The following is a 13,368-nucleotide window of genomic DNA, read 5'->3' as shown; positions in this document are numbered from 1 at the left end:
TCAGGATGCAGCGCGAGCGAACTTCCAAGCCATCTGGGCCAAAGGCTTTGCGCCAGCCGCCGAGCTGACGGCCTGCGCGCTGGACGCAGTGCCCGCTTCGACCCGTTTGGCGATGCCCTGCAGAATGGCGGCAATGCGGAACATGTTGTAGGCCATGTAGAAATTCCAATCGGCTTTCAACTGTGCAGGCGTCGCCAAGCCAGTTCTCTCGCAGTACAGGCGGATGTACTCGTCTTCGCTGGGAATGCCCAGCTCAGCAAAATCCAGGCCTGCGATGCCGCGGAAGGCACCCGGTGGTATGTGCCAAGCCATGCAGTGGTAGCTGAAGTCGGCCAGTGGATGGCCCAGCGTAGACAGTTCCCAGTCGAGGACGGCAACCACACGCGGCTCTTCGGCGTGGAACATCAGGTTGTCCAGGCGGTAGTCACCATGCACGATGCTGACCATGTTGTCGTCGCGCGCCATGGCCGGAATGTTTTTGGGCAACCACTCCATCAACTGGTCCATTTCGGCGATGGGTTGGGTGATGGAGGCGGTGTACTGCTTGCTCCACCGTCCGATCTGCCGCTCAAAATAATTACCTGACTTGCCGTAGCTCTCCAAGCCGCGCGCTTTGAAGTCCACCTTGTGCAAAGCAGAAATCACGCGGTTCATTTCGTTGTAGATAGCGCCACGCTGCGTACGGTCCATGCCCGGCAGGGATTGGTCCCACAGCACACGGCCTTGCATGCACTCCATGATGTAGAAAGCCCGGCCAATGACGGACTCGTCTTCGCACAGGCAGTACATGCGCGGCACAGGCACATCGGTATCTTGCAGCCCCTGCATGACGGCGAATTCGCGCTCAATGGCGTGGGCGGACGGCAGTAACTTGGCCACTGGGCCGGGCTTGGCCCGCATGACGTAGCTTCTGCTCGGTGTGTTGAGCTTATAGGTCGGATTGGATTGGCCGCCCTTGAACATTTCCACGCTCAATGGCCCAGCAAAGCCGCTGAGATTTTTTTCGAGCCATGTACTCAGTGCACCTAGGTCAAATGCATGCTGTTCGCTGACAGGGCGTGTGCCCAGGAAGTGGTCAAATTCGCTCATGGTCTTTCAGGCAAGTAGTCGTAAAGGCTTGTTAGTTGTCCGCATCAATGATGTGCATCAGCGCCACGCGATCGCGCACCACCAGTCCACCTTGCTCGATGCGGATCGCTCCATCGCGTTCCATGGATTTCAGCTCCTGGTTGACCCGTTGACGTGACGCGCCCAGCAACTGCGCCAGCTCTTCCTGGGCGAGTTGAAGGCCTATGCGCACTTCGCTGGCATCGCTGAGGGATGGCACGCCATAGCTGCGCACCAGGTGCAGCAATTGCTTGGCCAATCGGGCACGCAAGGGCAGCGTGTTGAGGTCTTCCACCAGTCCGTACAGTTGCCGAATGCGCCGCGCGTGTAGCCGCAGCAAGGCCTCGTACAGCTCGACGTGGGTAGCCAATATCTTCTTGAAATCGGCCTTGGCGACGCACAGTATGGTGGTGTCCCCATGGGCATAGGCATCGTGGGTTCGCCGGTCTCCGTCGAAGATGGACACATCGCCGAACCAGATACCAGGCTCCACATAGGTCAGCGTGATTTGCTTGCCAGAGATAGAGGTGGAGCTCACCCGCACAGCGCCCTTGGCACAGGCGATCCAATCCTCCGGCGGTTCGCCGCGGGCGGATATCAGGTCGCCGTCTTTGTGGCGTTTGACATAGGCGCATCGAAGAATGTCGTGTTTGAGCGAGGGAGACAATGTAGAAAACCAGCGGCCGCCATTGATTGCCGACCGTTCATCGATAGTAAGGATGGGTTCGTCCATAGCTTGTCTTTTTGGTGACTACACATGTGGGGTATGACGCTGGCATTGTCACCTGTGAGGCAGGCTCTTGTCTCTGGGTTTGTCGCCTGCGTGTCTGAGAGGGGCATCTGCGTCGACGGCAAGTGCGGCGGAAATGCGATCCTTTCGCTTCGTTCTTCCGCGCTTAGGGTGTAGGGTTCACGAGGTGCTTATGCGAAAATCTGCTGTATAGATGAAACCCCATAGAAAATATTTATTTGCGATCTTGGGCGCTGCAACTTTCTGTGTTGCGATGAGCAGTTCGGCGCTTACGCTGGGGCGAGCCAAGGGCGCAGTGTTTTTGGGGCAATCAATCCAGTTGACCGTACCGGTGCAGTTGGAGATGGGGGAAGGAGCTTCCGCCCTCTGTTTTGAAGCCGACGTCTTCTATGGCGATACTCGCCAAGACGCCAGCCGGGTCAGCGTCAGCAGTGAACTGCAGGTGCAGGCTGCTTTGGTGACGGTTGTAGCCCGATCCGCGGTTGATGAGCCGGTGGTAACGGTGTATGTGCGCGCAGGGTGTGAAGGCAAGACCACACGGCGCTATGTGATGCTGGCGGAGCCAGCGCCGAACGTCACGCTACCCACAGCGGCCGCGGTTCATGCTCCCATCGTTTCGTCTGCACCGCGTACGCCACTTGTGGTGCCCACGTCCGAGAGCCGCCCTGCAGATGTGGCGGAGCCCAAGGCGCGTAAACGCAACAAGCCCATTCCGCTTGAGCTGCAGCCGGAATCATCTGTGCCGGCGATCAAGCAGGCCTTTAAAGCGCCGAAAGCGGAAGTCCGCAGACCGCATCTCAAGCTGACTCCATTGGACCTAGGCCAAGACCGGGATCCCATATTGAAGTCGAGCGACACCTTGGCTACGGAAGAAGGCGAAGACCCACAGAAGCGCGCACGCGCTGTTGCACTATGGCGCTCATTGAATGCAACGCCGCAGGAAGTCTTGGCGGCGGAAGGGCGCCAACAGGCTCTGGAGTCGGATCTCAAGGGCTTGCGCGACATCACGGTCAAAAACCGCCAGGTTCTGGAGGACCTGAGCCGTCGCCTGGGTAGGGCAGAGGCAGAACGCTACGCAAATCCGCTGGTTTATGGACTTCTGGCCGCAGCTGCTATTTTGGGCCTGGCGATAGCTTTTGTGTGGAATAAGGCGCCGCGTGGTGGGCCATGGTGGAGAGGTGAAGGTTTAGGCGATAGGTCGGAGACCGTGGATTTTGGTGGCACGGACGTGCCCCAAGCCAGTAAGCTGGGCCGTGTGGGCGAGGGAGCCAATGATTTGACCCCGCCGCCTGCTGCGCCGCGTCCCGCTGCCACAGTTGCGAAGGCTCAGCCCGGCGTTACCGAGGTGGACATTGATCTCCAACTGGACGATCCGGTAGGCGGCGCAGGGCAATCGGCTTTGCCACCGGCGCCCGTCCACGCTGCGCAATCCACCCGCAGTCAGCCCGCACACCATCAGCCCACGTCGGGGCATATGGACTTTGCCCACAGCATGTCGGCTACCCTGCGCTCAGTCAATACCAAGGAGATGCTGGATGTCCGCCAGCAGGCCGAGTTCTTCCTGACCTTGGGACAGCATGAAGAGGCTATTACCTTGCTACGAGAGAGTGTGGATGCGGGTGCCGAGGCCAACCCTTTGGTCTACCTCGAGTTGTTCAGGGTATTGCACAGCTTGGGGCGCAAAGCGGAATATGACCACTACCGCACTGGATTCAATGCCATTTTCAATGGCCACTTGCCGGTCTATGCGGACTTCAGCCAATCGGGCAGCGGCTTGGAGGCCTATCCCTCGGTGTGCAATCGCATCGTCGCGCTATGGCCGTCTGAAGAGGCTGTGTCCTATATTGCGAGCTGCTTGGTGCGCGGCCCCAAGGAAAACAGCAGCCAGGACTTTGACCTTGAAGCCTTCCGCGACTTGCTGATGCTGCACGGGGTGGCTAGCCGCGTCGCCTCATCATCGTTCGACTCGGGCTTTATGCCCTTTAGCGCTGCGAAAACCGTGCCCGTCGCAACGGACATGGCAGCAGAGAGAGATGCTGACGTTGACTCGGGTCTTGCCCGGCCGCGTGACGACAACCTCATCGACTTTGATGCCAGCGGTTGGTCATCATCGGCACAGACTAACGGTGTGAACAAGCCCCGCTGAAACGCGGGTGAGTGAAGATTCAGCGCCGGACCTGCAGGGCACCGGGGTTGACGATATTGGTGGGCGTACCCTTGATGAAATTGGTCACGTTGTCAAAGGCCGCTCCGAATAGTTTTTCGTAATTGGTCTGCTCCACGTAGCCAATGTGGGGCGTACAAATGCAATTCTCCAGCCGCAACAGTGCGTGCCCCTGTAGGACGGGCTCACTGTCGAAGACGTCTACGGCAGCCATACCGGGATGGCCTCGGTTCAAGGCGCTGATCAGGGTGTTGGTGTCCAAGAGCTCGGCGCGGGCCGTATTGACCAGTAGTGCGGTGGGCTTCATGCGGGCCAAGTCTGTATGGTCAACCAGGTTACGCGTGCTGTCGCTGAGCCGCAGATGGAGGGACAAGACGTCGCAGTGCTCAAAAAAGGCCTCGCGACTGGGGGCCGCGCCGTAGCCGTCTTGCAAGGCTTTTTCTCGCGAGGCTTCGCTACCCCAGACAACAACCTTCATACCGAAGGCGCGCCCGTAGCTTGCAACCATTTGGCCAATTTTTCCGTAGCCCCATATGCCCAAGACCTTGTCACGCAGCTCGCTGCCGATGCCAAAGTTGGCCGGCATTGAGCCGGCTTTCAGCCCGGACTGTTGCCATGCACCGTGCTTGAGGTTGCCGATGTAATGCGGTAGACGGCGCATCGCTGCCATGATCAGCGCCCATGTCAACTCCGCAGGTGCCACGCCAGAGCCCTGGCCTTCTGCGACGGCAATGCCGCGCTCGGTGCAAGCCTGCACATCCAAGTGAGCACCGATGCGCCCAGTCTGGGAAATCATCTTCAGCTTGGGCAGCTTTTCAATGAGCTGGCGGTTGATATGTGTGCGTTCACGGATCAAGACAATGACATCTGCATCCTTGAGCCGAACAGAGAGTTGGCCAATGCCTTTCACCGTGTTGGTATAGACCTTGGCTTGGTAGGCCTCTAACTTCGCTGCGCACTCCAGTTTGCGTACGGCATCCTGATAGTCATCCAAAATCACAATATTCATGGGCTCAATTGTGCCCTGCCCAAGCGCCGGTACGGCGCGCAAACCCCCGCCAACTTAAGAGAGGGCAGCCTCTCGCGCAGCTAAACGGTCCAGTTCGGCGCAGACGTCGGCCATGCGCCCGGAGATGACCATGCGCCCGACACTGGCGCGTGCCTGCCCGCTTTCGACCACGCGCACTACACGCAGGGGCTTGGGCATTTTGATGATTGGAGCGCTAGCCCTCGTCAATGGGTCATTTGCTGCTACAGTTTTGGGAGTAAATGCAGGTGCCTCCCGCTTGGGCAATGAAACCCCCGCAGTCGAAAACCGGCTGGCGGACCACCAGCGCATCAGGCCTTGCAAGGGGCCAAAGAAATCGGCATGGGCAAATAAAGCGGTGTTCATGGGATGGCTTTCGTGCGGAATTACATGAGCATGGTGTTGCGTATCAAACCTACGGCCAAGCCTTCGATTTCAAAAGGCTCACCAGGCTCGACCACAATGGTTTGGTAGTCCGGGTTTTCGGGGTGCAGTTCGATCAAATGTTTGTTGCGCCGGAAACGTTTGACAGTGACCTCATCACCCAGCCGGGCTACAACGATCTGGCCATTCTTGGCATCTTTGGTGGCTTGCACGGCCAGCAGGTCGCCATCCATGATGCCGGCGTCGCGCATGGACATGCCACGCACCTTCAGCAGGTAATCGGGTTGACGTTGGAACAGGCTGTTTTCAACGTAATAGGTTTGGTCCACATGTTCCTGGGCGAGAATGGGTGAACCAGCTGCGACCCGGCCTACCAATGGCAGAGCTAATTGGGCCAAACCCGGAATCGGCAAGGAGAATTGTTTGCTGCGCGACTCGTTGATGGACCGCAATGCGTCCCCTCTGAGGCGGATGCCACGGGATGTGCCGCTGACCAATTCGATAACGCCTTTGCGGGCCAGGGCTTGCAAGTGCTCCTCGGCGGCATTGGCGGACTTGAAGCCAAGCTCGCTGGCGATTTCGGCACGTGTAGGAGGAGCGCCGGTGCGGGCGATGGCGCCTTGGATCAGGTCCAGAATCTGTTGTTGCCGTGCGGTAAGTTTGGGACTTTCAAGCATGCTGACTCCTTGGTTCTGGGCCGCTTAGGCTGTTGGTCTATACACACTGTTTCGGCATCCAGTGACTGTATTTTTAACCAGTTTTATTTTGTTTGCAAGTGGAAAGCGCAAATATGTTGAAAAAGATGGTGTTTTTGGGTACCGGTGGCACGATTGCAGGCACCTCTGCGCAGGCGGATGACAACGTGGGGTACACCGCAGCGCAGGTGGGCGTGGGCCAGTTGCTGCAGGCCATTCCCCGTCTGCAGCAGGCGCTGGGTTCGCACGCATTCGTGGCCGAGCAGGTCGTGCAGGTGGACAGCAAGGACATGGGATGGGAGCAGTGGCGCTTACTGGCACAAAGCATTCAGCACCATCTGTCCCGGGCCGATATCGATGCCGTGGTGGTGACGCATGGCACCGACACCCTGGAGGAGACAGCCTTCTTTTTGTCCCAGGTTTTGCCCCGGCAGATGTTGGCCGAGAAGGCTGTGGTCCTAACCTGTGCCATGCGCCCTGCGTCTTCGCTGTCACCCGATGGGCCACAGAATGTGCTGGACGCCGTGGCGGTGGCACAGTCGGCGCAGGCCCGAGGCGTATTGGCGGTGTGTGCCGGGGTTGTGCACGTTGCTCGGGACGTCCAGAAGGTCCATCCCTATCGACTCAATGCCTTTGATTCGGGCGATGCGGGTCCCTTAGGCTATGTGGAGGAGGGCAAGGTACGTTGGTTGCACGCAAGCCCCGTGCGGGAGGGACAAGCTGAGGATTTTCCGATGGAAGCGCTGTCCAATCCGCAATGGCCGCGCGTTGAGATTGTCACCAACTACGCGGGTGCATGCGGAGCCACCGTACGCACACTGTGTGCGGCGCCTTCGGTGGGCTCAGAGCAAGCTGTGCGGGGCCTCATCGTTGCGGGCACCGGCAATGGCACCATCCACCGCGATTTGGAGAAAGCCCTGCACGAGGTTCGGGCCCAGGGTGTGCGGGTGTTGCGGGCTAGCCGCTGCGCATACGGCAGTATCGTGGTTGGCCCGGCCCAGGGGAAGGGGGACATCCCGGATTCTGGGGGGCTGTCTCCGCTCAAGGCCCGCATTGCCCTGATGCTGGAGTTGATGCAGGCGTAAAAAAGGCCGCATCGGCGGCCTTTTGGAAGCGCGTATGCGGCCGGTTAGCTGCCCAATGCCTCAAAAACGCGCGACTTGATGACATCCACTTCGCCCATGCCGCTGACGGCGCGGTATTTGGGGGCGCCAGTCGGGTCTTTGGCGGCCCAGCCGGAGTAGTAGTCCACCAAGGGCCGTGTCTGGGCGCTATAAACATCCAGACGCTTCTTGACGGTCTCTTCCTGATCGTCGGGGCGTTGTACCAGGGGCTCGCCGGTCACATCGTCTTTGCCTTCCACTTTGGGTGGGTTGAACTTGACATGGTAGGTACGGCCCGATGCCGGGTGGGAGCGGCGTCCGCTCATGCGTTCGATGATGGCGTCAAAGGGGACATCGATTTCCACCACATAGTCGAGCGCCACGCCTGCAGCCTTCATGGCATCGGCCTGGGGGATGGTGCGGGGGAAACCGTCAAACAAAAAGCCTTTGGCGCAATCGGGTTGGGCAATACGCTCCTTGACGAGGTTGATGATCAGGTCGTCACTGACCAGGCCACCGGACTTCATCACCGCATCGGCCTGCAGGCCCAGCGGGGTGCCGGCCTTCACGGCGGCACGCAGCATGTCACCGGTCGAGATTTGTGGAATGCCGTATTTTTGGCAAATGAACGTGGCTTGCGTGCCCTTGCCCGCGCCTGGCGCGCCCAACAAAATAAGTCTCATGGATACCCTCGGATAGAACAAAAAACCTTTGGCCCGGCAGGCTGCGCCCTACAGGCGCGCCACGACACGCGGCTGCTCCCGAGAATAGCATGGACCATCCCCTGGCTAACTTACAGCGCGGCCCGCATTGGCAATAAATGCGGCCCGCACACGTTCCAGGTCTTCTGGCGTATCTACACCCGGTCCCGGCGCATGGGGGCTTACGTGCACTGCGATGCGGTGCCCATGCCACATGGCGCGCAATTGCTCCAGGGCTTCGATGATCTCAATGGGGGCCTGCGGCAATTGGGGGAACTGGCGCAGAAAACTGGCCCGGTAGGCATAGATGCCAATGTGGCGCAGGGGTGCGGCGATTGGGGGCAGGGCCTCTATGCCTTGGGCAAAACCATCACGCCACCAAGCGATCGGCGCACGGCTGAAGTACAGCGCCAGCCCGGCGGCATCCAGCACCACCTTGACGACATTGGGGTTCGCGAAATCGGCAACGCTGGCGATGGCGTGGGCAGCCGTGCCCATGCTGGCCGTAGGTTGGGTTCGCAGCACGTCGGCAACGGCCTGTACCAGCGCCGGGTCTATCAAGGGCTCGTCACCCTGCACATTGACGACGATGTCTTCACCCTGCAGTGCCAGCAGTTCGCAGGCTTCAGCCAGACGATCACTGCCGGAAGCATGGTCGTCACGGGTCAGAATGGCTTCGATACCGTGTTGGCGGCAAGCCTCCACGATGGAGGGGTGGTCGCCGGCCACGACGACGCGGGTGCCTGCGGGCACACCCGAACGCACGCGCTCAGCTACGCGCACCACCATGGGTGCGCCAGCCAGATCTGCCAGCGGCTTGTTGGGCAAACGGGTAGAGGCCAGGCGCGCCGGTATCAGTACCGTGTAGCCCATGCTGGTGGCGTTCACAGGCCGAGTTCGGTGTCGGTCAGCGTGCGGGCTTCGTTTTCCAGCAGAACTGGAATGCCGTCACGCACGGGATAGGCCAGGCGCGCGCTGCGCGAAATCAGTTCCTGCTTTTCGCGGTCGTATTCCAGGGGGCCCTTGGTCACGGGGCAAACGATGAGTTCAAGTAGTCTTGTGTCCATGGCTGGATGATAGCGGCGCGGGCAATAGCGGCAGCAGTGCCGCATCCAGTGCGCGGAAGAAGGCGGGCTCTGGCGTGAATTCCAATGGAATAGCCAGGGCGTCGGGTACCAGTGGCCACAGCTTGGCGGCGTCCTTCTCTGTGCAAATCAGGCGGTAGCCCTCGTGAAATATGGATGAGAAGCTATCAAAATCATAGTGATCCGGAAGCGCAAGCGTCTGCACCAGCTGCAGACCTCGGGCGCGCAGCATGGCAAAGAAGGTCTCGGGTTGGGCGATACCGGCCAGCGCCAGCAGGGGTTTGGCGCCCGGTGCACTCAGGTCTTTGAGTGGCACCTGCGTCCCGTCGCGTTCGACAACCCAGGGCGCGAGTTGGCGCCGCGCGGTGTAGCCGGCAAAAGCAGGCTGGGCGCCGGTGTGCAGCACCAGCAGGCGATCGGATTGCTGGCCCACACGCGCTACCGCGCGGCGGGGCCAGGCTTCGCGTAGAGGGCCGGCTGGCAGCAGCCAACCGTTGCCGCATCCACGGTCGTCGAACACGCAGACCTCCAGGTCGCGGTACAGCGCATAGTGCTGCAAGCCGTCGTCGCAGACGATGATGCGGGTGTGTGGATAGCGGGCTAGCAGCGCCGTAGTGGCCGCATAGCGCGTGGGACCTACGAAAACCGGCATGCCGGTTGTGCGCCGGATCAGCAAAGGCTCATCCCCCACATCGGCGGGGTGGGCATCCTCCAGCACCTCGGCGCAGACCGTGCCATTCTTGCGCCCATACCCGCGCGACACCACGCCTACGGGGTGCCCCTGTGCACGCAGGTGCTGAACCAGGGCCATGACGGTGGGGGTTTTGCCTGCGCCGCCGGCCACCACATTGCCGACGACGATGACGATGGCATCGGCGCGCTGCGTCCTGAGCAGGCCCCATTGGTACAACCGGCGCCGCAGCCCTGACAGGCATTTAAAAAGCAGAGAGAGGGGCCACAGCAGCAGGGCAAGACCGGTCCGCCGGGTCCAGGCCCGCAGCAGCCTGCCTTGCAGCGTGGGCCGCAAAGCACCGGCCATGGCTTCAGCGGCCACCGGCCTGTGCGGAGGACTGGGTAGCGAAGGTGATTTGGTTCAGGCCGGAACGGCGTGCGGCTTCCATGACCGTCACTACCGACTGGTGCTTGGCACTGGCGTCGGCGCTAATGATGACGACCGTGTCTTTGCCAGCCTTGGCGCCTTCGGTCATGGCCATGGCCACGCTCTCCAGGCTGCGCCCGGCTACGGGCACGCGGTTGATGCTGAACGCGCCGTCGGCACTCACGCCCACGATCAATTCCTTGGCGTAGTCGCGTTGCGCATCGGTGTCGGCAACCGGCAGCTTGAGCTGCATTTCGGTGAACTTGCTGTAAGTGGTGGACAGCATTAAGAAGATCAACACCACCAACAGCACGTCAATGAAGGGGATCAGATTGATCTCGGGCTCTTCGGTGGTTCGGGCGCGGAAGTTCATGGCGGGCTCAGGGCTTGCGGAACACCTTGAGATGGCGTGCCAGGTGTTCGGCAGCCAATTCCAGCGTCAACAGGTAGGCATCGACCTGGCCGCGGAAGTAGCGCCAGAAGATCAGTGAGGGGATGGCCACGATCAGACCGAAGGCGGTGTTGTACAGCGCGATCGAAATACCGTGGGCCAGTTGGGCAGGGTTGCCACCGGTAGCGCCACCCGGGGCCTGCGAGCCGAAAATCTCAATCATGCCGACCACGGTGCCAAACAAGCCCATCAGCGGTGCGGCCGATGCAATGGTGGCCAAGGCGCTGAGGCGCAACTCCAGGCGGTGCGCGACGATGCGACCGGTGCTCTCCATGGTGGCACGCAGGTCGTCTTCGGTACAGCGGGGGTCGGCGTTGATGGCGCGTAGTCCACTGGCCAAGACCTCACCCATGGCCGAATTTTTCTCCAACTGGGTTACAACGTCGGGGGCGGGGATGGCGTTGCGGGTAACACTCAGCACTTCATCCAAAAGACGGGGTGGGGCTACCTTGCTGCCCTTCAGGTTGATGAAGCGGTCAATGACGATGGCCAGGGCCAATACGGAGCAGGCAATAAGGGGCCAGATGGGCCAACCGGCGGCTTGTATGATGGAAAACAAATGGTCACTCCGTACAGATGCAATGCCCCGCGATTATGGCGTACGCGACGACCCACAGAACATGTGGATAAGTTTGTGCAAAACTAATCCCCCACTGGCTGCGAAGCCGCATCTGTGCGTGGTTTTGACAGATTGATGACAAAAGCAGCAATAAAAAATCCAATGAAATCAAAGACTTATTACGCCGCGTCGTGCACTGCGTGGGGTAGAGGCTCCTCTGGCCCCGCTGGCCGCGATCTGTGGAGCGTTAGCAAGCACTACCGTGTTGGGCCGCGGAAATATTCATATGTTTGAACCGCAGCCAGCAAGCACTTCCGCCACACGTGTTTGGCAGGTGGGCGCGTTGTGCCGCGCCATTGCCGATGCCATGGATGCGCGCTTCAACCCGGTCACTGTCGGCGGCGAAATCAGCAGCTTCACGCGTGCCTCCAGCGGCCATTGCTATTTCTCTTTAAAGGACGAAACCGGCCAGTTGCGCTGTGCCATGTTCCGCCGCGCAGCGAGTTTGCTGAACTTCAGCCCGCGCGACGGCGATCGGGTGGAGGTGCGCGGCCGTCTAGGGGTTTATGAGCCGCGCGGTGAACTGCAATTGGTCGTGGAGGCCATGCGTCCCGCGGGGCAGGGCACGCTGTTTGAGCAATTCTTCAAACTCAAGGCCAAGCTGGAGCAAGAAGGGTTATTCGAAGCAGCGCGCAAGCGGCCCTTGCCCCCTTTGCCGCGCGGCATTGGACTGGTGACTTCGCTGGGCGCAGCAGCCTTGCATGACGTGGTCACGGCCTTGCAACGGCGTGTGCCGCATATCCCTGTCGTGCTCGCTCCCGCGGCCGTGCAGGGGGACGGAGCCCCGCGCGAGTTGGCGCAGGCGCTGTCCAGCCTGTACAGCCTGGCCTCCCAGGCGTCCAATGCAGATGCGACGGTCCCCATCGATGTGATTGTGCTGGTGCGGGGTGGTGGCTCCATGGAGGACCTGTGGGCCTTCAATGACGAGCAACTGGCCCGTGTGATGGCCCGCAGCCCGGTGCCTATCGTGTGTGGAGTAGGGCACGAAACGGATTTCACCATTGCCGATTTTGTGGCCGACTTGCGTGCACCCACACCGACCGCCGCGGCCGAATTGGTGTCAGAACCCACGTCCGTCTGGTTGGGGTTGCTGGAGGATATGCAAGCCCGCATGGGCGATGCGGTGGGGCGTTTCGCGGACCAACAGTCTCAGCGCGTGGACTTGGCGGCATCGCGCTTGGGGCGGCCGTCTTCACTGGCGCACCGTCAGCGCATGTTGTTGGCGGCCATGGAGCAGCGCATGCAGCATGCCGCCCGCATGGCCTTTCAGGTGCGCCAGTCGGACCTGTTGCGCAAACAACAAGATTGGCAGCCCCGCGTACAACGGGCATTGTTGGGTATGCGGGAGCGATGCCAGCGTGCCGACTTGCGCCTGGGTCTGCTGGACCCGTCACTGGTATTGCAACGCGGTTATGCATGGCTAACGCTGGAAAATGGCCAAACCCTGGGGCACGTCGCGCAGGCAATTGCAGGCCAGCATGTGAAAGCAACCCTCGCTGACGGCGCGGTTGACATGACCGTTGACGGCCCAGGCCTTAATTAATTCCTACAATCAAGCGGTTTTTCTACTAACCAACGAGAGGACTCCATGGAACACACCCTGCCCGCATTGCCCTATGCGATTGACGCTCTGGCCCCCGCCTATTCCAAAGAAACGCTGGAGTTTCACCATGGCAAGCACCACAACGCCTATGTAGTGAACTTGAACAACCTGCAAAAAGGCACCGAATTCGAAAACATGGCGCTGGAGGACATCATCAAGAAGTCCAGCGGCGGCATCTACAACAACTCGGCCCAGATTTGGAACCATACCTTCTTCTGGAACTGCATGAAGCCCGCTGGCGGCGGTGAGCCTTCCGGTGCGCTGGCTGCTGCCATCAACGCCAAGTGGGGCAGCTATGCCGCGTTCAAAGAAGCGTTCGTCAAGTCTGCGGTCGGCAATTTCGGCTCCGGCTGGACCTGGTTGGTGAAGAAGCCCGATGGTTCGGTGGATATCGTCAACATGGGTGCCGCCGGTACACCGCTGACGACGGCCGACAAAGCGCTGTTGACTGTGGACGTGTGGGAGCATGCCTACTACATCGACTACCGTAATCTGCGTCCGAAGTTTGTTGAAACCTTCCTCGACAAGCTGGTGAACTGGGGCTTTGCAGAGGCCAATTTCGCCTGAGTACCCTGCACC

At 60.4% G+C, this 13,368-nt stretch carries 15 protein-coding genes; 4 read left to right on the top strand and 11 right to left on the bottom strand.

The annotated features are described in order from the left end of the window. Both AC07OO_RS00970 and AC07OO_RS00965 read right to left on the bottom strand, forming a co-directional pair. Window positions 1–1,089 (bottom strand): phosphotransferase, encoded by a 1,089-nt coding sequence (locus AC07OO_RS00970; RefSeq protein ID WP_495080186.1) that lies wholly within the window; start codon window positions 1,087–1,089, stop codon window positions 1–3. A 31-nt stretch (window positions 1,090–1,120) separates the two neighbouring features. Next, on the bottom strand, window positions 1,121–1,840 hold the full coding sequence (locus tag AC07OO_RS00965; RefSeq protein ID WP_495080185.1) for a Crp/Fnr family transcriptional regulator: 720 nt from the start codon (window positions 1,838–1,840) through the stop codon (window positions 1,121–1,123). Between the two features lie 271 nt (window positions 1,841–2,111). On the opposite strand from AC07OO_RS00965, the gene AC07OO_RS00960 reads away from it, so the two are divergent. Continuing rightward, window positions 2,112–4,004: a type IV pilus assembly protein FimV gene (locus AC07OO_RS00960; protein ID WP_495080184.1), complete on the top strand. Its 1,893-nt coding sequence runs from the start codon at window positions 2,112–2,114 to the stop codon at window positions 4,002–4,004. Window positions 4,005–4,023: 19 nt separating this feature from the next. Here the strand turns inward: AC07OO_RS00960 and AC07OO_RS00955 are convergent, their stop codons facing one another. The 3 genes from AC07OO_RS00955 to lexA are packed head-to-tail and all read right to left on the bottom strand — an operon-like array spanning window position 4,024 to window position 6,110. Further along, window positions 4,024–5,031 (bottom strand): D-2-hydroxyacid dehydrogenase family protein, encoded by a 1,008-nt coding sequence (locus AC07OO_RS00955; RefSeq protein WP_495080183.1) that lies wholly within the window; start codon window positions 5,029–5,031, stop codon window positions 4,024–4,026. Between the two features lie 54 nt (window positions 5,032–5,085). Next, complete coding sequence (locus AC07OO_RS00950) at window positions 5,086–5,415, bottom strand: hypothetical protein (protein WP_495080182.1); 330 nt, start codon at window positions 5,413–5,415, stop codon at window positions 5,086–5,088. Window positions 5,416–5,435: 20 nt separating this feature from the next. Continuing rightward, complete coding sequence (gene lexA / locus AC07OO_RS00945) at window positions 5,436–6,110, bottom strand: transcriptional repressor LexA (protein ID WP_495080181.1); 675 nt, start codon at window positions 6,108–6,110, stop codon at window positions 5,436–5,438. 113 nt (window positions 6,111–6,223) lie between these two features. On the opposite strand from lexA, the gene AC07OO_RS00940 reads away from it, so the two are divergent. Continuing rightward, window positions 6,224–7,213, top strand: coding sequence for an asparaginase (locus AC07OO_RS00940; RefSeq protein WP_495080180.1), 990 nt, complete (start codon window positions 6,224–6,226; stop codon window positions 7,211–7,213). A 44-nt stretch (window positions 7,214–7,257) separates the two neighbouring features. Here the strand turns inward: AC07OO_RS00940 and adk are convergent, their stop codons facing one another. The 6 genes from adk to AC07OO_RS00910 all read right to left on the bottom strand — a co-directional run bounded on the left by adk (window position 7,258) and on the right by AC07OO_RS00910 (window position 11,126). Further along, complete coding sequence (gene adk / locus AC07OO_RS00935) at window positions 7,258–7,914, bottom strand: adenylate kinase (protein WP_495080179.1); 657 nt, start codon at window positions 7,912–7,914, stop codon at window positions 7,258–7,260. A gap of 105 nt (window positions 7,915–8,019) precedes the next feature. Next, complete coding sequence (gene kdsB / locus AC07OO_RS00930) at window positions 8,020–8,805, bottom strand: 3-deoxy-manno-octulosonate cytidylyltransferase (protein ID WP_495081752.1); 786 nt, start codon at window positions 8,803–8,805, stop codon at window positions 8,020–8,022. 11 nt (window positions 8,806–8,816) lie between these two features. Continuing rightward, a complete protein-coding gene (locus AC07OO_RS00925; RefSeq protein WP_495080178.1) occupies window positions 8,817–8,999 on the bottom strand; it encodes a Trm112 family protein in 183 nt (60 codons plus the stop codon). Further along, entirely contained in the window at window positions 8,980–10,056 is a 1,077-nt protein-coding gene (gene lpxK / locus AC07OO_RS00920; RefSeq protein WP_495081751.1) for a tetraacyldisaccharide 4'-kinase, read from the bottom strand. Before lpxK ends, AC07OO_RS00925 begins: the two co-directional genes overlap by 20 nt. A gap of 4 nt (window positions 10,057–10,060) precedes the next feature. Further along, on the bottom strand, window positions 10,061–10,489 hold the full coding sequence (locus tag AC07OO_RS00915; protein ID WP_495080177.1) for an ExbD/TolR family protein: 429 nt from the start codon (window positions 10,487–10,489) through the stop codon (window positions 10,061–10,063). Window positions 10,490–10,496: 7 nt separating this feature from the next. Continuing rightward, window positions 10,497–11,126: a MotA/TolQ/ExbB proton channel family protein gene (locus AC07OO_RS00910; RefSeq protein ID WP_495080176.1), complete on the bottom strand. Its 630-nt coding sequence runs from the start codon at window positions 11,124–11,126 to the stop codon at window positions 10,497–10,499. Between the two features lie 286 nt (window positions 11,127–11,412). On the opposite strand from AC07OO_RS00910, the gene xseA reads away from it, so the two are divergent. Continuing rightward, a complete protein-coding gene (gene xseA, locus AC07OO_RS00905; protein ID WP_495080175.1) occupies window positions 11,413–12,729 on the top strand; it encodes an exodeoxyribonuclease VII large subunit in 1,317 nt (438 codons plus the stop codon). A gap of 45 nt (window positions 12,730–12,774) precedes the next feature. Then, entirely contained in the window at window positions 12,775–13,356 is a 582-nt protein-coding gene (locus tag AC07OO_RS00900; RefSeq protein ID WP_495080174.1) for a superoxide dismutase, read from the top strand. Window positions 13,357–13,368: the final 12 nt, after the last annotated feature.

It is taken from the genome of Rhodoferax sp. GW821-FHT07G04 (genome assembly GCF_059418585.1).
The sequence above is the reverse complement of the archived record's forward strand: the minus strand, read 5'-3'. Positions and strand labels throughout refer to the sequence as shown.